We start from the raw sequence: 17531 nt of genomic DNA, 5'->3' as shown, positions 1-17531 counted from the left end.
CCCGAGGTTGCGCATGGCCGAATCGCTCACCGTCTGGACCTACGACTGGGTGCCGCCGGGCCCGCGCGGCTTCGTGCGCGACCTGCGCCTGCGCTGGGCGGCCGAAGAGGCCGGGCTGGCGTACGCGCTGGCCACCGTGCCGTTCGAGGGCCGCCACACCAACCACCTCGACCGCCAGCCGTTCGGCCAGGTGCCGTATCTGACCGACGGCGACATCACCCTGTTCGAAAGCGGCGCCTGCCTGCTGCACCTCGCCGGCAAGAGCGAGACGCTGATGCCGACAGATCCCGCCGGCGCGGCCGACACGCTGCAATGGGTCGTCGCCGCGCTCAACTCCATCGAGATGGTCACCGTGCCCTGGTGGTTCTCCACCGTCTCCGGCCACGCCGACACGCCGCTCACCAGCTGGATGGACACGCGCCTCGCCCAGCTCGAAGCGGTGCTCGCGACACGCGACTGGCTCGCCGCCGGTCGCTTCACCGTCGCCGACCTGCTGATGGCCGACGTGCTGCGCATCAAGACGCTGCGCGCCCACGGCGTGCGGCCCGCCACAGAGGCCTACGTCGCACGCCTCACCGCGCGGCCGGCATTCCAGAAGGCCCACGCCGACCAGCTCGCGCAGTTCGCGGCTGCGGATGCGGCGCGCGCCTCGGCCTGAGCGCGGCCGACATCGCGCATCGCGCCTGCGCAGGGCACGCACGACGTGCGGACAGTGCAGCGGTGCGCGGCGTCGGCGCGCGCCACGCCGGCATGAACCTCAGCGTTCGGCGGCCTGCACATCCGCCGCCTGCGCGCCCTGCAGCGCATCGCGCTGCGCCGACCACTGCAGCATCGCGTCCAGCGCCGGGCACAGCGCCTGGCCCCAGGGCGTGAGCCGATAGTCGACCTTCGGCGGCACCTGCGGATACACCGTGCGCGTCACCAGCCCGTCGGCCTCGAGCTGGCGCAGCTGCTGGGCCAGCATCTTCTGCGAGATGCCGGGCACGAGGCGCTCCAGATCGGAATAGCGCTGCACCTGCCCGCCGAACAGATGGAACAGCAGCTCGAGCTTCCAGCGTCCTTCGAGCAGCCGGAGCACCGTCTCCACGTCGCGCGCCGCGGTCTCGGGGGTGTGGCCCTTACCCATGGGTGCGGTCCTTACTTTTCGGTGCGTTCTTGATGCGGCCCGAGTCTATGACCACCATCCGGGGCAGACAAACGGAGCACGCCCGCATGGCCCTCACCCTTCCCGCCGTGGTGACCGACTACTTCCGCATCAGCAACGGCGGCGACGATGCCGCGCTCGGCGCCTGCTTCACCGACGACGCCGTGGTGCACGACGAAGGCGGCACCCACCGCGGCCACGCCGACATCCAGGCCTGGAAGCGCGCCGCGCGCAGCAAGTACGACTATTCGGTCACGCCGGTCGACAGCCACCGCGACGGCGATCGCCTGACCGTCGCCGCCGAGCTCGTCGGCAACTTCCCGGGCAGCCCGGTGACCGTCGATCACGTGTTCGAGCTCGCGGGTGAGCGCATCCGCGCGCTGCGGATCGGCTGAGCGCGCCGGCCGCGTTGCAGCGCACACGATGGAGGCGGATGCTCGCGCGATGGACCGCCTCGTCCCTGGCAGCGAACCCCCGTCGCACCCGCCCGGCGTGCGCGGGCTGACCCGTGCCATGGATCTCCCGCAGGCGCCGATCCTGGCGACATGCAGCGCCGGGTTGTCGGGCATGGCGTTTCTCGAGCTCGGCAGCGGCGACGCCGCAGCCGGTGTGGCGGCGCCGGTCCGTGACGACGCGTTCCTGATCGCGCTGCAGCTTCGCCCCTGCACCGATTTCGATCTGTACGCCGACGGCCGGCTGGTGCGCCCGCGCGGTTTCGACACCGGCAATGTCGCCATCTTCGACCTGCGCGAGAACCTGGCGACCGAGCGTCGCGAGGCCTTCCACGCGATCGACCTCTATCTGCCGCAAGCAGCGCTCGCCGCCGTTGCCGAAGACGCCGGGACGGTGCGCATCGACGACCTGCGCCACGACACCGGTGCCGCGTTCCGCGATCCGGTCGCGCACGCGCTGTTGTCGTCGATTCGCCCGGCCCTCGCCATGCCGGCGCAGGCCAACCAGCTGTTCCTCGACCACGTCGCCCTGGCATTGACCTCGCACGTCGCGCATACGTACGGCGGCATGCGCCCACGGCCCGCCGTGCAGGCCGGCGCGCTGGCCGCTTGGCAACTCCGGCGCGCCCAGGACCTGCTGCGCGCCAATCTCGCCGGCCGCGTGACGCTGGCCGAGCTGGCCGGCGTCTGCGAACTGTCGATCCGCCATTTCACCCGCGCCTTCCGCGCGTCCACCGGCACCTCGCCGCACGGCTGGTTGATGCGCCTGCGCGTCGAACGCGCGCGGGATCTGCTGGTCGATCGGCACGTGCCGCTGGGCGAGCTCGCGCTGGCCTGCGGGTTCGCCGACCAGAGCCATTTCACCCGCGTCTTCCACCAGCACCTGGGCATGAGCCCGGGCGCGTACCGGCGCCTGCACCGGACCTAGAGCGCGTCGGACACGCGCGCGACAGTGCGTCCAACCCGCGTGCGGTGCGAGGCCGGGCGCATCGCTGCAGCCAGCGTGGATCGCCCACAGCCGTGCGCCCGCACGACGCGGCCCGAACGTTCCAGCCGCGTCCCGCGCGTGCAGGATCGCCGCCTGCGCGCCCGGCAGCATGGGGTCCTCCCCCCATGCTCCAGGACGACAGCGCATGCGCACTCCGCGCGACAGCACGCCCCGCCCCGACGACGCGAGCGGCCCGCACCACCCGGGCCACGACACCGCATCGCATTACGACTTCATCATCTGCGGAGCCGGTTCCGCGGGCTGCGCGCTGGCCGGCCGGCTGGCCGAAAACCCCGACGTCCGGGTGCTGCTGCTCGAAGCTGGCGGCAGCGACGACCTGCCCGACATCCAGACACCCGCGCAGTGGCCGGCCAACCTCGGGTCGGAGCGCGACTGGGGCTTCGTCGCCGAACCCAACCCGCATCTCAACGACCGTGCGATCCCGCTCAACATGGGCAAGGTGCTCGGCGGCAGCTCCAGCATCAACGTGATGGTGTGGGCACGCGGTCACCAGGAAGACTGGGACCACTACGCCGAGCAAGCCGGCGACGACGGCTGGAACTACCGCAGCGTGCTCGACATCTACCGCCGCATCGAAGACTGGCGTGGCCTGCCGGATCCGGAGCGGCGCGGGCACGGCGGCCCGGTCCATGTCGAAACCGCACGAGATCCGCAGCCCGAGGCGCTGGCCATGGTGGCCGGCGCGGAGTCGATCGGCCTGCCGGTCTTCGCCAGCCCCAACGGCGCGATGATGGAAGGGCGCGGCGGTGTCGCGATCGAGGACCTGATCGTCAAGGACGGCCGGCGCGCGTCGATGTACCGCGCCTACGTCTGGCCGAAACGGCACCAGGCCAACCTCACCGTGCGCACCCATGCACATGTGCACCGGCTGGTGTTCGACGGGCGTGCAGTGACCGGCGTGGAGGCGATCGTCGATGGCCGGCGCGAAACCTTCTTCGCAGACCGCGAGGTCGTGCTGGCCATGGGCGCGATCAACACGCCACGCGTGCTGATGCAGTCCGGCATCGGCCCGGAAGACGAGCTGCACCCGCACGGCATCCCGGTCGTCCAGCATCTGCCCGGGGTGGGCCGCAACCACCAGGACCACGTGGCCTTCGGTTGCCTGTTCGAATCCCACGCGCCGCTGGCCATCGGCCATGGCGGTTCCGAAGCCACGCTGTACTGGAAGACCGATCCCACGCTGCGTCTGCCGGACATCTTCCAGTGCCAGCTGGGCTTCGCCGTGCCCACGCCGGAGACCGCGCCGCGCGGTGCGCCCGCCAACGGCTGGATGACGTTCGCGGGCCTGTCGCATCCCAAGAGTCGCGGCACGCTGCATCTCACCGGCAGCGCGCCGCAGGATCGCATCCGCATCCATGCCAATACGCTGTCGCACCCCGACGACCTGCGCACGGCGAAGACCACGATCGCGATCGCGCAGGAGATCGCCCACGCGCCCGCGTTCAAGTCGCTGCTCAAGCGCGAAGCCATGCCCGGCCCGCTCGCCGGCGCCGAGCTGGACCGCTACATCCGCGATTCGGCGATCACCTTCTGGCACCAGGCCTGCACCGCGAAGATGGGCCGCGACGCGATGTCGGTCGTCGACGGCCAGCTGAAGGTCTACGGCGTCGACCGGCTGCGTATCGCCGACGCCTCGATCCTGCCCGACGTGCCGAGCGGCAATGCCATGGCGCCCTGCGTCGTCGTCGGCGAACGCGCGGCCGATCTCATCAAGGCGGCGCACGGCATCTGACGCCGGCGTCCGCTCCCATCCCGTCCCACATCGGTTGGAGAAACATCCCATGCGCTTCGCATTCCCCACACTGCTCGTCAGCGCCCTGAGCCTCGCGGCGGCCACCGCCACGGCCGACACCCGCACCCCCGCCGCGCCATTGCCCGCCGACGCGGTGCGCAACATCGTTCTGGTGCACGGCGCCTTCGTCGACGGCGCCGGTTGGCGCGGCGTCTACGACCGGCTGGTCGAGCGCGGCTACCGCGTCAGCATCGTGCAGAACCCGCTGACGTCGCTGGCCGCCGACGTCGCCGCCACCACGCGCGTCCTCGACCGTCAGGACGGGCCCACCGTGCTCGTCGGCCATTCCTGGGGCGGTACCGTGATCACCGAGGCCGGCATGCACGACAAGGTGGTCGGCCTGGTCTACGTCTCGGCGCTGTCGCCGGATGCCGGAGAGACCACCGCGCAGCAGTACGAGGGCTTCGTGCCGCAGCCCGAATTCGTCATCGACACCCGTCCCGACGGCTACGGCTTTCTCGATCGCGATGGATTCAAGGCCGGCTTCGCCCACGACGCCAGCGACGCGGATGCCGCGTTCATGGCCGATGCGCAGGTGCCGATCAACATGAGCGCCTTTGCAACGCCCTTGCAGCACGCCGCCTGGCGCAGCAAGCCCAGCTGGGCGGTGATCGCCACGGAAGACAAGGCGTTCGACCAGGCCATGTTGCAGCACATGGCCAAGCGCATCGGCGCGGAAGTCACCAACGTATCGGCGAGCCACGCGTTGTACGCCACCCAGCCCCTCGTGGTGGCGGATGTCATCGACCGGGCGGCACGCCAGGCCGCGAACGGGCGCTGACCATCCAGGGCCGCGCGCAGCCGCACTGTGTCCAGAGCAATGCGGCCGATCCGGCCGAAGGAGCTACTACCAGGTGTTCATCAGTTCTGAGCAGACCGCTCAGGCCATGCGGATTCTCGACGCACTGCTGGCGCGACAGCTCGCCTTCGGCGGCCCCATCCTGGGCGGCCCCGCCCGGTTCCTGTGGAACTTCGGTGACAGCGACGTCCCCGAGGACCTGCGCAGGCACACGCTGCTGACGGTGGACCAGGACGACCACTACATCGACACCTACACCCGCGAAGACCTGAAGGCCGAACTGGTCGACGTGGCGGAAGCCACGTCGCTGGAGGAGGTCTGCATGATCTCGATGCTGCCGATGGAGCCCAACCGCTCGCTGCGCATCCTGCTCGACGCGGCGTTCGAAGGGCGCGGCGGCGAGGCCCGTCCGCAACCGGTCGATGCCGTGCCCGCGCTGACCTTCGTGCCGGGAGATCAGATCGCGACACGCATCCGCAGTTCGAGCGGACCGGTCTGCAGCCGACGCTGATCGTCGCTCATGGCCCGCGTCTGCTTGCGTGCACGCAGACAGACGCGCGATCGATCGACGCCGCGCGTCGCGCTCGTGCAACGAACGTGCCCGGACGATGCACCGCGTCCAGGGAGGGCCTGCATCACTGCCGTCATCCCCGCAACGGCGCGAATCCAGCGACGTCACGAATTTCCCTGCCAAAAACGAGACGGCCAGGCGTGGAAGACAGCCTCACCTGACACGGCGCGCGTCCCCGTTCCCGCGGTTGTCGAAGCCCCACCTTTGCGGGATAGTTGACAGCGTTGTCAGCGCAGGGCATCGCCGCTCTGCACACGCCACGCATTCGCCTGGCCACGCCGCGCGGAGGGCGCATGCAGATCCAACATCCCGGAGGTGACGGTGCGCGGACACGCGTACGCCTGCGCGAGAAGATGGGCTACGGCATCGGTGATTTCGGCTTCAATCTGTACTGGGCCAACATCTCCGCGTTCCTGCTGATCTTCTACACCGACGTGATGGGCCTGGCCGCCGCCGCGGTGGGCACGATGATCCTCGTGACGCGGGTGTTCGACGCGGTCACCGATCCGCTGATGGGCGCCATCGCCGACCGTACCCGCACGCGTTTCGGCCGGTTCCGGCCCTACCTGCTGTGGGGCGCGTTGCCGCTGGCGTTCGCGGGCGTGCTGACCTGGACCGTGCCCGACCTCGGCGACACCGGCCGCCTCGTGTGGGCCTACGTGACCTTCAGCCTGATGATGCTGGCCTACACCGTGCTCAGCACGCCGTACTCGGCGCTGTCGGCGGTGATGACCAACGACAGCCAGCAGCGCACCACGCTGATCAGCTTCCGCTTCATCGCCGCGTTCGCCGGCACCACGGTCGTCAACGCGTTCACGCTCGACCTGGTGCGCTGGTTCGGCGGCGGCAACGAGGCCCTGGGCTGGCAACTCACGCTGGGGTTGTACGGCGTGGTGGCGTCGCTGCTGTTCGCGACCGTGTTCTTCAGCACGCGCGAACGCATCGCGCCGCCCCCGCAGCAGCGCAGCGACGTGCGCCAGGACCTGCGCGATCTGCTCGACAACCGGCCGTGGAAGGTGCTGTTCGTGCTGGCCCTGGTGATCATGGTCACCATCGTCATGCGCAGCGGCGCCACCGTGTATTACCTCAAGTACTACCTCGAACGCCCCGACCTGACCGGCTGGTTTCTCGGCAGCTATTCGGTGGCGCTGGCCGCGGGCGCGGCGCTCACGCCGGTGATGACGCGCTTCGTCGACAAGAAACGGCTGATGGTGTGGCTGATGGCGGCCGTGGGCGTGCTCAGCTGCGCGATGTTCCTCGTGCCGCGCGATGCGATCTGGTTGCTGTTCGTGCTCAATACGCTGGTGGGTCTGGCGCTGGGGCCGAAGTCGCCGCTGGCATTCTCGATGTACGCCGACTGCGCCGACTACACCGAATGGAAAACCGGGCGCCGCGCCACCGCGATGACGTTCTCGGCCGCCACGTTTTCGCAGAAGCTCGGCGGCGCACTGGCCGCGGCCGTGATCGGCTGGGTGCTGGCGGCGATGGGCTACGTCGCCAACGAGGCGCAGTCCGATGCCTCGCAACTCGGCATCGCGCTGCTCTTGACGGTGATCCCGGGCGTGGTCGCGTTCTTCGCGGCCCTGGTGATGCGGGCCTATCCGCTCGATGCATCGACGATGGCCGAGGTACAGGACGCGCTGGATGCGCGCAGGGCGGAACACGCATGAGCACGCTGCAGTACGGCTTCACCGACGACGGTCGCAGGTTCACGATCGACAGCCCCACCGCGATGCCGCATGCATCGTCGTTCCTCTGGAACCGGCGGATGATGGTGCAGGCCACCTGTCGCGGCTTCGCCACCGCGCAGTTCATGCAGCCCGAGCCCGCGAAGTACGCGCATGCGCCGACGCTCGAGGCGCGCAGCTTCATGCAGCCCGAGCAACCGGTCTACGCGCACCATCCGGGCCGCTTCTGCTACGTCAAGGACGAGGACGACGGCACGCTGTTCTCGCTGCCGTACGAACCCGTTCGCGCGCCCGCCGATGCCTTCGCGTTCGACGCGGCGCCGGACACGCTCATCTGGCGCATCGAACGCGATGGCCTCGCGTTCGAGTGGCAGCTGACGCTGCCGGTCGACGACGTCGCCGAGCTGTGGACGCTGCGCGTGCGCAATCGATCAAACCGCACGCGGCGGCTCAGCCTCTACCCGTATTTCCCGGTCGGCTACATGTCGTGGATGAACCAGTCCGCGACCTGGCGCGAGGATCTGGGCGGCATCGTCTGCAACAGCGTCACCCCTTACCAGAAGGTGGCCGACTACTTCGTCCAGCGCGATTTCATGGACCGCACCGTGCTGCTGCACGCCAATGCGCCCGACGCCTGGGACGCACGCCAGGCCGCGTTCGAAGGCGAGGGCGGCCTGCATGCGCCGTCGGCGATCACCGACGCCGCATTGCTGGGCCGCCACGACGCCGACTACGAAATGCCCACTGCGGCGCTGCAGTACCGCGTTGTGCTGGCCGATGGCGACGCACACGAGGAGCGCTTCGTGTTCGGCCCCGCGCGCGACGACGCACAGATCCACGCACTGCGTGCGAACTACCTCGTTCCCGGTGGCTTCGAAGCGGCCGCGGCCGCGTATGCGGAGTACCTCGCCGGCGGGCGCGGCTGTGTCGACATCCGCACTCCCGATGCGTGGCTGGACGCCTTCGCCAACCACTGGCTGCCGCGGCAGGTGTACTACCACGGCGACGTCAACCGCCTGACCACCGATCCGCAGACACGCAACCTGCTGCAGGACCACATGGGCATGGCCTACCTGCAACCGGCGACCGCGCGCGCCGCGTTTCTGCGCGCGCTGTCGCAGCAGGAATCCAGCGGCGCCATGCCCGACGGCATCCTGCTGGTCGACGGCGCGCAGCTGAAATACATCAACCAGGTGCCGCACACCGACCATTGCGTCTGGCTGCCGGTGTTCCTGCAGGCCTATCTCGACGAGACCGGCGACGACGCCCTGCTCGATGTGCCGGTCACCGATGCCGAAGGGCACACCGCCAGCGTCGCCGAGCGCGTGGACACGGCCATGCACTGGCTGCTGTCGGCACGCGATGCACGGGGCCTGAGCTACATCGCCCAGGGCGACTGGTGCGACCCGATGAACATGGTCGGCTACAAGGGCCGCGGCGTCTCGGGCTGGCTGACTTTGGCCACCGCGCATGCGTTGCGGCTGTGGGCCGGCATCCGTGCGCGCCATACCGGCGAAGCTGCAGCCGCTGACTTCCTGCAGGGCGCGCACGACTGCAACGACGCCGCCAACGCACACCTGTGGGACGGTGACTGGTACGCGCGCGGCATCACCGACGACGGCGTCGTCTTCGGCGTGCAGCGCGACACCGAGGGCCGCATCTACCTCAACCCGCAAAGCTGGGCGATGCTCTCGGGCGCGGCCGATGCCACGCGCCGCGCGCAGTTGCTGGCCGCGGTGGAGGCGCAGCTGGTCTCGCCGCACGGCGTGGCAATGCTCGATCCGCCGTACACCGGCATGCGCGACGACGTCGGCCGGCTCACCCAGAAATTCCCCGGTTCGGCCGAGAACGGGTCGATCTACAACCACGCCGCCGCGTTCTACCTGCACGCGCTGTATGAAGCGGGCGACGCCGACCGCGCATGGCGCGTGCTGCGCGCCATGCTGCCTGGGCCCGATGCCGACGACCTGCTGCAGCGCGGCCAGCTGCCGGTGTTCGTGCCCAACTACTACCGCGGCGACTGGCGCGGCCATCCGCGCACCGCGGGGCGTTCCAGCCAGCTGTTCAACACCGGCACCGCGGCGTGGCTGTATCGCTGCCTGATCGAAGGCCTGTTCGGACTGCGCGGCGAAGGCGACGCGCTGCGCATCGCGCCGCAGCTGCCGTCGCACTGGTCCGAGGCCTCCGTGGTGCGCCGCTTCCGCGGCGCCGAGATCACACTGCAGGTGCGCCGCGTGTCCGGCCTGACCACGATGCGCGTCCGCGCCGACGGGCAGGTGCTCGACACCCCGCGGCTGAGCGGCATCGTCGCCGGTGGCCGGCATCGCATCGACGTGGACTTGCCGGAATGACGGCCACGCCGCAGGTGGTGATCGTCATGGGCGTATCGGGCAGCGGCAAGACCACGCTGGCACGCCTGCTGGCCGAGGCCTGGCACGCGAGGTTCCTCGACGCCGACGACATCCACGACGATGCCGCCCGCGCACGCATGGCCGCCGGCCTGCCGCTCACCGATGCCATGCGCGACCCCTGGGCCGCACGCATCGCAGACGAACTCACGCGGCGCGTCGCGAATGGCGAGCGCGTCGTGCTCGCGTTCTCCGGCCTGCGCCGCCGCCATCGCGACCGCCTCCGCGCCACCGGCCTGTCGCTGCGGTTCCTGTTCCTGCAGGGCGACCAGGCCCTGATCGCCGCGCGCATGCAGGCCCGCAGCGGGCACTACATGCCGGCGTCGCTGCTCGACAGCCAGTTCAAGGCGCTGGAGATGCCGGCGGGCGAAGCCGATGTCGTCACGCTGGCGATCGATCAGCCGCCGGACGACATGCTGCGTGAAGCACTGCCGGCCTTGGGACGGTCTGAACACTTCCGCTTTTGACCGTCATTCCCGCGAAGGCGGGAATCCAGCGACTTTGGCTTTCAAAAGCCTGAAGTCACTGGATTCCCGCCTTCGCGGGAATGACGGACTTCTTCATACCTCCCCGTCCGCATCCACCCCTCACATCACATACGCCCACCCCGGCAACCGCCCAAACGCCCCCAGCCCCATCCACACCGCCATCGCGATCATCATCAGGTTCTCGGTCAACGACACGAAGCCCAGCGGCACGTCGCTCGCACCGCCCACGCAGGCGCACTTGAGGTCACGGCGGTCCACGTACACGGCCTTGAATACCGACACCGCACCCACCGTGCCGATGAACAATGCCACCGGCACCGACAGCCACGTCAGCACGCCGGCGATCATCAGCACGCCCGCCAGCCCTTCCGCGAACGGGTACACGTACGAATATGGCACCCAGCGCCGCGCCAGCAGGTCGTAGTTGAGGAACATCGTGGCGAAGCTGCCGATGTTCTGCAGCTTCAGCAGCGCCAGCACCGCCATGCTGAAGGCGATGAACCACTCGCCCGCGCGCACGGTGAACGGCGTGCCGTACACCGCCACGCTCGCGGCCAGCGCCATCAGCAGCGTCATGCCGAACAACGCCGCCACCGGGCGGTAGCTGGTTGCCTTCGGGTCGGCCACGCGCTTGCCGAAATGCCGGCGCAGATCGTCGTAGCCGCCGATGCGCACGCCGTCGATGAACGTCTGCGGCGTGGTCGCCACATCGTGCTCGGCCTTGAACGCATCCACCGCCTCGCGCGAGGTCAGCCAGTGGTCCTCCACCTCGAAGCCCTGCCGCCGCAGCAGGTCCAGGGCCTTCAGGCCGAAGGGGCAGACATGCTGGTCCATCACCATGCGGTACAGGGTGGCGCGTGGGCGCGCCGGGTGGCGGGCAGTGTGCATGACGGTCTCCGGTCCACGGTGGGTTCACCAGCGACCCCCATGCTAGGCCCCGTACCGCAGTACGGAGTCAAGCCCATGCCGCTCACGATCAGCCAGTTCGCCGCCGCGGGCGATGTCGGCGTGGAAACCGTCCGCTTCTACCAGCGCAAAGGCCTGCTGGCCACGCCCGACACGGGCGAAGGCATCCGCCGCTACGGCGAGGCGGACGTGCGTCGCCTGCGTTTCATCCGCATGGCCCAGCGCGCCGGCTTCAGCCTCGAGGACATCCGCGAACTGCTGGCCCTCGACGCCGGCCACGACCGCCGCCGCGCCCGTGCGCTGGCGCAGTCCCGCATCGACACGCTCGACACCCAGATCGCCGCGATGATGCAGGCGCGCGACTACCTGCAGACGCTCGCACGCGAATGCAGTGCGAACGCGAAGGGGCCGTGTCCGATCCTCGCGTCGTTCGAGGGCTCGGGCGGCGGGGATGGCACCCAGCCCACATCGAACCGCGAGCGCCCAGTGCGCGTGCGGCGCGGGCGCAAGCCGGCTATCGTGCCGGCCTGATCACGCAGACACCTCATGAAGAAGACCTACGACCCGCCGCTGACCGAGAACTCCAACTCGCCCCTGTTCCGCGTGGACCGCAATATCCGCCTGGCCCATCAGCGCCTGGCCTCCGCGATCGACATGAAGCAGCACCACACAAGCCACAGCCTGGCGCAGGAAGTGATCAAGGAAGCGCGTGAATCGCTGCGCAAGGCGGACCAGCAGCGCGACCTCAAGCTCAAGGAACTCGCCCAGGTCGAGGCCGAATTCCAGGCCCGCCGTCAGCGCTGATCCGATTGCGGGAAGCGGCGATCAGCTATCCGGAGACCGTCGGCGAGGCACGCGCCCGACGGCACGAACTGAGGTCAACCGTGCACCGCGCATGCCGCCCGACCGAGCGCGGCCGGGCCCATCCAGCGCATCGTGCACGGCGCACACCTGGAAGAAGGCAGCACGGCCTGAGCCGCGCTGCCTCATCGCTCAATGCACGTGTGCGGCGCTGCCTGCAGAGCCGTACACCGCCGGCATCTCCCGCACCCGGCCGCCCACGGTGGGCGCGTCGAGCACCTGCGCATTGACCTGCCGGATCAAGTCCTTCATCTCGTCCGCGCCTTCGAAGATCGCCGCGCCGATCACGGTGATCGTGCCGTCCGCCACATCCGTGCTGCCGGCGGCCATCAGCAGATCACCCTGCGCGCGCAGCAGATCGAGCAGACGGTCGGATTCGTCCAGCTGATCCAGCGTCATGCCGAACGCGAAGTCCTGGTCGGCCTGCGCAGACGGGCCGGCCGGATCGTCATGCTCGCACCCCGCATCCCCGTCCGCGTCGTCCGCATCCTCGTTTTCGATCACCACACTGGTCGGCGTGCCCTTGGCCTCCAGACGCGCCGGCCAGGACACCGTATCCAGCACCTGCTGCACCTGCTCGGCCAGCAGTTCCAGACACCCGGCCAAGGCCGGGTGGTCGATCTCCGGCCCGTCTTCTTCCTCGTCCACGCGTGGCTCCGCCAGGCGCGACAGGAACTCGATGTGCTGGTGCAACTTGCGCAGCCGGAACTGGCTGTCCTCCGGCAGGAAATAGCCCACGTCGCCGCGATTCTTGGTTTCAGACTTCGACATCGTCGTCTCCTCGTTCCCTGAAGTGCCCGTCCACGGATGTGGACGGGAAGTCGGGAGGCTAGAAACCGCTGTGAGCCGGCGGGCGTATTCCCCCGAAGGGTATTGTATTAGCCGCCCTCCCGACGCAGGCATCGCGTCGGTCCATGCCTGCAAGCGTGCAGGCACAAAAAACCCACCGGTTTGACGGAGGTGGGGACCGCTCGTAGAGGAGTTTCTAGGCTCCTTGGGATCGAGTCTGCTACGCGTGGTGGGAGGTGGTCAAGTCCGAGGGCGACGTAATCAAAAGATCCCGCTGTAAGGATTTGCCGCGCCTTATGACTTCGGATGCAAGGGCGTCCTCACCGCCGAAGGCTGATGAATCGAGCGCCCTCGCTGCGAAAGCCTCACTCTGGCCTGTTCTCAGATCACGAGGATCTCATCATCTTCGAGCCAACCGGAGCGCAGAGCAAAGTCTCGCACCCGTCTAGGTTCTTTGGTGTAGGCAACCAGCGCTAGACTCTTCTCGGCGCGACTTGCAACAACGTAGAACAGTCGTCTCGTCGATTCGACGATCTTTCCCTCATCCTTTCCACCGAACAGATCTCCATACTTGAATGAAAACCCTTTCGCTTCGAAGTCGTCCATCACAACCATCACACGCTCAAACTCAAGTCCTTTTACACCTTGATGCGTGTCAAACCGAGCGCGCCCCTCGAGATACTCCCGCAGTGGAGTGATCTGAGAAAACGGAGCCGCAAGTAGTTCATCAATTGCTTCGATGCGGGCGAGCGTCTTCGCATCTCTCTCTGGCTGACCTTCCTCCACGTTCGCTTCCGCATCCGACTCTGTAGCCCAAGCTGCGAGTCGCTCTGGGATTTCAAAGAGATTGGACCTCGCAACTTCCCGGAGAACAACGAGGAGCGGTAGATCTTGACCGTCTGTCAGCAGACCTGCGAGTGAGTCGACCGCGCCTTTGACCTGCGCGAGGTGTCCACGTCCCGGATTCGCTGCAAGCGCCGCCGGCGCCATGAGGGGGGAATGCACCTTCAACAGCCGCATGAGCCCAAATCGATCTTCAGCTTGATGCGCTTCAAGCACGGGGAGCACTTGATCCGTGAAAAACAAGGCTACGGACTGCGTGCGCTGAAGGAGACTCTGGGAGTCAAGGGCATACAGAGCGCTGAAGACTTCGAAGCACCCTAGCCGCCTAGCAGCCATCTTGTGCTCAAGTGTGAGCGTCTTCACTTTCATAGGCACAGCCCAAGCGTTATCGCCGGTGATTTGGGCCATCTTCTGTGCGATCCCAGCCTCTACACCGCCCACGTCGGGATGTTCAGCAGAGAGAATGAAAAGACGCACGGAGCCCATGATGGCGTCGGATCTCGGTCTTTGCGTTTGCTGATCGGTGGGACTTCTCACAGCGTTCAGAAGCTCGATGATGCGCGACGGGCACCGATGATTCATCACCTTCTTGGGCGTGCGCCATGTGGGCGGCAAGTCAACGCCAAGATCCTCTTTCCCATCGGCGTAGATGCGCTGCATCATGTCTCCGATTAGGCCCATCGCGAAAGCGCCCGAGTGCTCAGAGTCAACGCGAAAGAACGCGTCGACAAGTGCTGCATTAGTATCTTGGCTCTCGTCGACCAACAGAATCGGATAGCGCCCGACGAAGATGCTGCGCATTCGGGGCTTCTCGCTCAGGAAATGCGCGGTGATCTTTATGACCTCTGCATGGCTAAGCGCATCGCGTGTGCGGTTCGCGCCTGTCGGGCTGTAGATGAATTTGCGAATGCCATGCAGGGCAGCGAGACGCGCCTCATACGCCGCGATCTTGGCAATTCGTTCGTCCCTCGCCTTGCCTGCCCGGCCCTTTGCTTCCTTCTCATGGAGATCGGCAATCTCGGCACGGAGGTAGTCGGCCAGCCATGCTCGGATATCGGTATTGAGCCCCTCAATCAGGGACCAAGCGAAGCTGTGGATCGTCCGAACGTCAAACAGTGGGTCGAACTGAACGCGTCGCTTGATCTCATCGCACGCCGCATTCGTGAAGGTAATGACTGCGATGCTCTGACCACGCTGACGAAGTTGCGCCCCCCAAGCGGCTTGCACGTGGGTTAGCGCAGCTACGAGAGATCGCGTCTTACCTGATCCAGCGCCCGCGAAGAGAAAAAAGCTCGTCAGGGCATCGGGATCGAGACACGCGGCGATCTCCGCGTCGGCTCCAGCATCGATCTCATCGTTCGGAGCATCGACTGCATTGTTCATGCCGGTGCGGCCTGAGTCTGCGCCTGATCTTCGTTATCTGGCGCCGGCTTCTTTCCTACCAAGTCGTCATCTTTTCGACGGAGCTGGTTGATCAACCAAGCAAGTCCTGAATCGATGTAGCCAGGCAACTCCAGCTCATTAAGACTCTTGTCCTCTAGGATGTTCATCGCCAGCTCTGCTTTATCGCCTGCGGCAAGATCGGCGTGAAGCTTGGTGGCTAGCTCGTGCACGGTCGTGCTCCCAACGATTGCATCTCGAAACTTCCTAGCAAGTCGAGGGCCCAGCAATTCCTTGAAGAAATCGATGTTCCGATACACCAGCGCATCTTCAAACGTGTTGGCGATAGCTTCCGCGTCGACATCTGTTCCAAAAGTGATCTTCACGGGCTGCTGATAGGCAACCCGAACACCGAAACCGATCTTGTCAAGCTTCGCGAGCGAGTCTTCACTCATATCGAGTAGCGCATCCAGGCCCTCTTCCTTCGGAACCCATGTTTTCAAGGTGTGGTTGCGCGATACTTGCGCGTCGCCGCGTTTTGGAAGCACCTTTGAATTCGTCGCCGACTTGGCGTCCAGATCGGTAATGACTAGCGTGTTGAGCCCTAGGTCGGCGAGCAGCGATCTCAGGCGGTGCGCATGACTGCCGCCGATCTCAAGCCACGTGATGTAGCACCGCGTCAGATATTTGTAAGCATCCCGGCTGCGGACCATGTGAGGCACGATGATCCGCTCGGCAGGACCTTCTACCAAGATCGCTCCATCCGCGAAGAACAGATCGCAATGGGTGACTTTGAGATATCGGCGGACGAATCGCTTCGTGTCTTCGTCCTCGCCAAAGGTGCGAGACAGCCCTACAACACGAGAGACGGGGACAGCACCTTTAATGGCGTGGACAGGCATACGACGGAAGTATCGCAGTGAGGCGAAATCTGCCTCATGGGCGACATGGCTCGAATGCGTGCTGACCACCATCTGCGTCTGAAACTCCTCCGACTCGCCTAGCAGTTCGTGCTTTCGAAGCACGCTGTAGGCGTGCGCGATAAAGACCTGCTGCACCTGCGCGTGTAAATGAGCTTCTGGCTCCTCCACGAGGACAAGGTGCAACCGGGGCACATGCGATTCGTTCGCGGCCTTCTTTCCCGCCTTTCCCCTACGCATCCACTTGTCGCGAAACCCCATAAGGGCAAACACCATGGAAACCAAATTCTGGTATCCCAGCCCGTTGGAGTCTTCGGGCAGTCGGTTGATGAGGCCTGCGTCGGCAAGATGCGTAGGAACCTCGTAGTTCAGCGCCGAGCCGTGCCTGAGCGCATCCAGTGGGCGCAAATCAGCCGCGAGCGATAGCTTCGGGTCAGTCAGGCCTGGGTAGCCAATCCCCTCAAGCTCCTCGATCGCGGACGCGAACGAATCGGCCAACTGCTTACCGAACTTGACGCGAGCTGCATGGATCGCCTGCAAGGCGACCAAGTCATCGGCCTCTGGCTGATCGAAGGGATCGAGATGCTGAGCGTAATAGCTGCGGAGCTGCGCCGAGAGCTTGGTGCTCACACGCGGTCCGATCTCCTGATCTTCATCGCCATTTCCGCCTTTCCGGATCGGCATACCCAGCCCGCGTTGAGCACTGATTTCGTCGATTCTAATGAGCCCCTTGAAGGGGTCATCAGATAGAGGCTCGCTGTCAGGCGGGAGGGGCTGAGGAAACGCTTCGCCATCCTTCGGGATCTGGCGCGCAGATGGGTCGAGGAGATACGATTTCACCTCAAACAGCGCGTTCAGACGCTTCGATAGAAACTCGATCATCGACTTCGGCCAGAGGGAGAACGGTTCGGATTCTTCCTCCTGGCCAGGCTCTACCGCGGCTAAAACAGCCTTCACGGCACTCCGCGCGGCTAGATATTCTCGCTTGTAATCCTCGATCTTCCTCGGCTCAAAGCGAAGTCGAACCCCGATCGCAGATCCATCCCAATCAAGTGTGGGGAGGATCTTCTGAACGAAATGAACTTGGTTGTCGGGCACCGAGAGCCAGACATCTACCGCCGGCGCAACGACGCCCCAGTCGAACTCTTCCGCCTCATCTCCGTCAGTCTCCGCTTCCCAAGCCTGTCCGAGAGCGTTGATGGCAGCCCAGTGGCTGAGAGTAAAGTCGTTGATTGACAGCTCGCCGTGATCAACAAGGAAGCGCCTCAACGCAACCATCGCTGAGGATTTTCCGCTGTTGTTCGCACCCACAAACACGGTCGCCTGGTTGGCGATGTCGATACGAACGGCCAGCAGCTTGCGGAAGTTGGAAATCTCTACAAATTCAATGCGCATCGAGAGCTCCATTGACCACGGAAGTTGGCATAGGGAAACCAGGAAGCCGGAATAACGGGGTCAGGTTCACTCATTTTGAGGCGCAG

General features: G+C 66.3%; 16 protein-coding genes. 11 read left to right on the top strand and 5 right to left on the bottom strand.

Annotation, left to right across the window (positions count from 1 at the left end):
- Positions 1 to 13: 13 nt before the first annotated feature.
- Complete coding sequence (locus ACF3M1_RS16435) at positions 14 to 658, top strand: glutathione S-transferase family protein (protein WP_394002472.1); 645 nt, start codon at positions 14 to 16, stop codon at positions 656 to 658.
- A gap of 99 nt (positions 659 to 757) precedes the next feature.
- Here ACF3M1_RS16435 and ACF3M1_RS16430 read toward each other — a convergent pair whose 3' ends face one another.
- Positions 758 to 1126: a winged helix-turn-helix transcriptional regulator gene (locus ACF3M1_RS16430; protein WP_394002470.1), complete on the bottom strand. Its 369-nt coding sequence runs from the start codon at positions 1124 to 1126 to the stop codon at positions 758 to 760.
- An 86-nt stretch (positions 1127 to 1212) separates the two neighbouring features.
- Between ACF3M1_RS16430 and ACF3M1_RS16425 the strand changes: the two genes are divergently transcribed.
- The 8 genes from ACF3M1_RS16425 to ACF3M1_RS16390 all read left to right on the top strand — a co-directional run bounded on the left by ACF3M1_RS16425 (position 1213) and on the right by ACF3M1_RS16390 (position 10330).
- Positions 1213 to 1539 (top strand): nuclear transport factor 2 family protein, encoded by a 327-nt coding sequence (locus ACF3M1_RS16425; protein WP_394002468.1) that lies wholly within the window; start codon positions 1213 to 1215, stop codon positions 1537 to 1539.
- Positions 1540 to 1657: 118 nt separating this feature from the next.
- A complete protein-coding gene (locus tag ACF3M1_RS16420; protein WP_394002466.1) occupies positions 1658 to 2524 on the top strand; it encodes a helix-turn-helix domain-containing protein in 867 nt (288 codons plus the stop codon).
- Positions 2525 to 2729: 205 nt separating this feature from the next.
- Positions 2730 to 4337 carry a GMC family oxidoreductase gene (locus ACF3M1_RS16415; protein ID WP_394002464.1) on the top strand — a complete coding sequence of 536 codons (1608 nt, stop codon included), beginning with the start codon at positions 2730 to 2732 and terminating at the stop codon, positions 4335 to 4337.
- Between the two features lie 49 nt (positions 4338 to 4386).
- Positions 4387 to 5178 (top strand): alpha/beta fold hydrolase, encoded by a 792-nt coding sequence (locus tag ACF3M1_RS16410; RefSeq protein WP_394002462.1) that lies wholly within the window; start codon positions 4387 to 4389, stop codon positions 5176 to 5178.
- 73 nt (positions 5179 to 5251) lie between these two features.
- Positions 5252 to 5707, top strand: coding sequence for a hypothetical protein (locus ACF3M1_RS16405; RefSeq protein ID WP_394002460.1), 456 nt, complete (start codon positions 5252 to 5254; stop codon positions 5705 to 5707).
- A 353-nt stretch (positions 5708 to 6060) separates the two neighbouring features.
- On the top strand, positions 6061 to 7437 hold the full coding sequence (locus ACF3M1_RS16400) for an MFS transporter (RefSeq protein WP_394002458.1): 1377 nt from the start codon (positions 6061 to 6063) through the stop codon (positions 7435 to 7437).
- Positions 7434 to 9806 (top strand): GH36-type glycosyl hydrolase domain-containing protein, encoded by a 2373-nt coding sequence (locus ACF3M1_RS16395; protein WP_394002456.1) that lies wholly within the window; start codon positions 7434 to 7436, stop codon positions 9804 to 9806. The genes ACF3M1_RS16400 and ACF3M1_RS16395 overlap by 4 nt, the downstream gene beginning before the upstream one ends.
- Positions 9803 to 10330, top strand: a complete 528-nt coding sequence (locus tag ACF3M1_RS16390) for a gluconokinase (protein ID WP_394002454.1) — start codon at positions 9803 to 9805, stop codon at positions 10328 to 10330. The genes ACF3M1_RS16395 and ACF3M1_RS16390 overlap by 4 nt, the downstream gene beginning before the upstream one ends.
- Before the next feature lie 120 nt (positions 10331 to 10450).
- Here the strand turns inward: ACF3M1_RS16390 and ACF3M1_RS16385 are convergent, their stop codons facing one another.
- Positions 10451 to 11239 carry a MauE/DoxX family redox-associated membrane protein gene (locus tag ACF3M1_RS16385; protein WP_394002452.1) on the bottom strand — a complete coding sequence of 263 codons (789 nt, stop codon included), beginning with the start codon at positions 11237 to 11239 and terminating at the stop codon, positions 10451 to 10453.
- A gap of 75 nt (positions 11240 to 11314) precedes the next feature.
- On the opposite strand from ACF3M1_RS16385, the gene ACF3M1_RS16380 reads away from it, so the two are divergent.
- Entirely contained in the window at positions 11315 to 11788 is a 474-nt protein-coding gene (locus ACF3M1_RS16380) for a MerR family transcriptional regulator (protein WP_394002450.1), read from the top strand.
- A 15-nt stretch (positions 11789 to 11803) separates the two neighbouring features.
- Positions 11804 to 12061 (top strand): hypothetical protein, encoded by a 258-nt coding sequence (locus tag ACF3M1_RS16375; protein ID WP_394002448.1) that lies wholly within the window; start codon positions 11804 to 11806, stop codon positions 12059 to 12061.
- A gap of 189 nt (positions 12062 to 12250) precedes the next feature.
- Here ACF3M1_RS16375 and ACF3M1_RS16370 read toward each other — a convergent pair whose 3' ends face one another.
- The 3 genes from ACF3M1_RS16370 to ACF3M1_RS16360 all read right to left on the bottom strand — a co-directional run bounded on the left by ACF3M1_RS16370 (position 12251) and on the right by ACF3M1_RS16360 (position 17445).
- Complete coding sequence (locus tag ACF3M1_RS16370) at positions 12251 to 12889, bottom strand: XAC0095 family protein (RefSeq protein WP_394002446.1); 639 nt, start codon at positions 12887 to 12889, stop codon at positions 12251 to 12253.
- A gap of 399 nt (positions 12890 to 13288) precedes the next feature.
- Positions 13289 to 15133 carry a UvrD-helicase domain-containing protein gene (locus ACF3M1_RS16365; RefSeq protein WP_394002444.1) on the bottom strand — a complete coding sequence of 615 codons (1845 nt, stop codon included), beginning with the start codon at positions 15131 to 15133 and terminating at the stop codon, positions 13289 to 13291.
- Positions 15130 to 17445 (bottom strand): AAA family ATPase, encoded by a 2316-nt coding sequence (locus tag ACF3M1_RS16360; protein ID WP_394002442.1) that lies wholly within the window; start codon positions 17443 to 17445, stop codon positions 15130 to 15132. Before ACF3M1_RS16360 ends, ACF3M1_RS16365 begins: the two co-directional genes overlap by 4 nt.
- Positions 17446 to 17531: the final 86 nt, after the last annotated feature.

Source organism: Luteimonas sp. WGS1318, from assembly GCF_043187535.1.
GTDB lineage: Bacteria > Pseudomonadota > Gammaproteobacteria > Xanthomonadales > Xanthomonadaceae > Luteimonas.
This window is presented reverse-complemented; position numbering and strand designations above follow the sequence as displayed.

Excerpts from the sequence above, each read along its gene's own strand:
- ACF3M1_RS16415 (WP_394002464.1), top strand. The coding sequence starts at position 2,730 with ATGCGCACTCCGCGCGACAGCACGCCCCGCCCCGACGACGCGAGCGGC.
- ACF3M1_RS16425 (WP_394002468.1), top strand. The coding sequence starts at position 1,213 with ATGGCCCTCACCCTTCCCGCCGTGGTGACCGACTACTTCCGCATCAGC.
- ACF3M1_RS16435 (WP_394002472.1), top strand. The coding sequence starts at position 14 with ATGGCCGAATCGCTCACCGTCTGGACCTACGACTGGGTGCCGCCGGGC.
- ACF3M1_RS16360 (WP_394002442.1), bottom strand. The coding sequence starts at position 17,445 with ATGCGCATTGAATTTGTAGAGATTTCCAACTTCCGCAAGCTGCTGGCC.
- ACF3M1_RS16370 (WP_394002446.1), bottom strand. The coding sequence starts at position 12,889 with ATGTCGAAGTCTGAAACCAAGAATCGCGGCGACGTGGGCTATTTCCTG.
- ACF3M1_RS16365 (WP_394002444.1), bottom strand. The coding sequence starts at position 15,133 with ATGAACAATGCAGTCGATGCTCCGAACGATGAGATCGATGCTGGAGCC.
- ACF3M1_RS16430 (WP_394002470.1), bottom strand. The coding sequence starts at position 1,126 with ATGGGTAAGGGCCACACCCCCGAGACCGCGGCGCGCGACGTGGAGACG.
- ACF3M1_RS16385 (WP_394002452.1), bottom strand. The coding sequence starts at position 11,239 with ATGCACACTGCCCGCCACCCGGCGCGCCCACGCGCCACCCTGTACCGC.
- ACF3M1_RS16390 (WP_394002454.1), top strand. The coding sequence starts at position 9,803 with ATGACGGCCACGCCGCAGGTGGTGATCGTCATGGGCGTATCGGGCAGC.
- ACF3M1_RS16410 (WP_394002462.1), top strand. The coding sequence starts at position 4,387 with ATGCGCTTCGCATTCCCCACACTGCTCGTCAGCGCCCTGAGCCTCGCG.
- ACF3M1_RS16375 (WP_394002448.1), top strand. The coding sequence starts at position 11,804 with ATGAAGAAGACCTACGACCCGCCGCTGACCGAGAACTCCAACTCGCCC.
- ACF3M1_RS16400 (WP_394002458.1), top strand. The coding sequence starts at position 6,061 with ATGCAGATCCAACATCCCGGAGGTGACGGTGCGCGGACACGCGTACGC.
- ACF3M1_RS16380 (WP_394002450.1), top strand. The coding sequence starts at position 11,315 with ATGCCGCTCACGATCAGCCAGTTCGCCGCCGCGGGCGATGTCGGCGTG.
- ACF3M1_RS16420 (WP_394002466.1), top strand. The coding sequence starts at position 1,658 with ATGGATCTCCCGCAGGCGCCGATCCTGGCGACATGCAGCGCCGGGTTG.
- ACF3M1_RS16395 (WP_394002456.1), top strand. The coding sequence starts at position 7,434 with ATGAGCACGCTGCAGTACGGCTTCACCGACGACGGTCGCAGGTTCACG.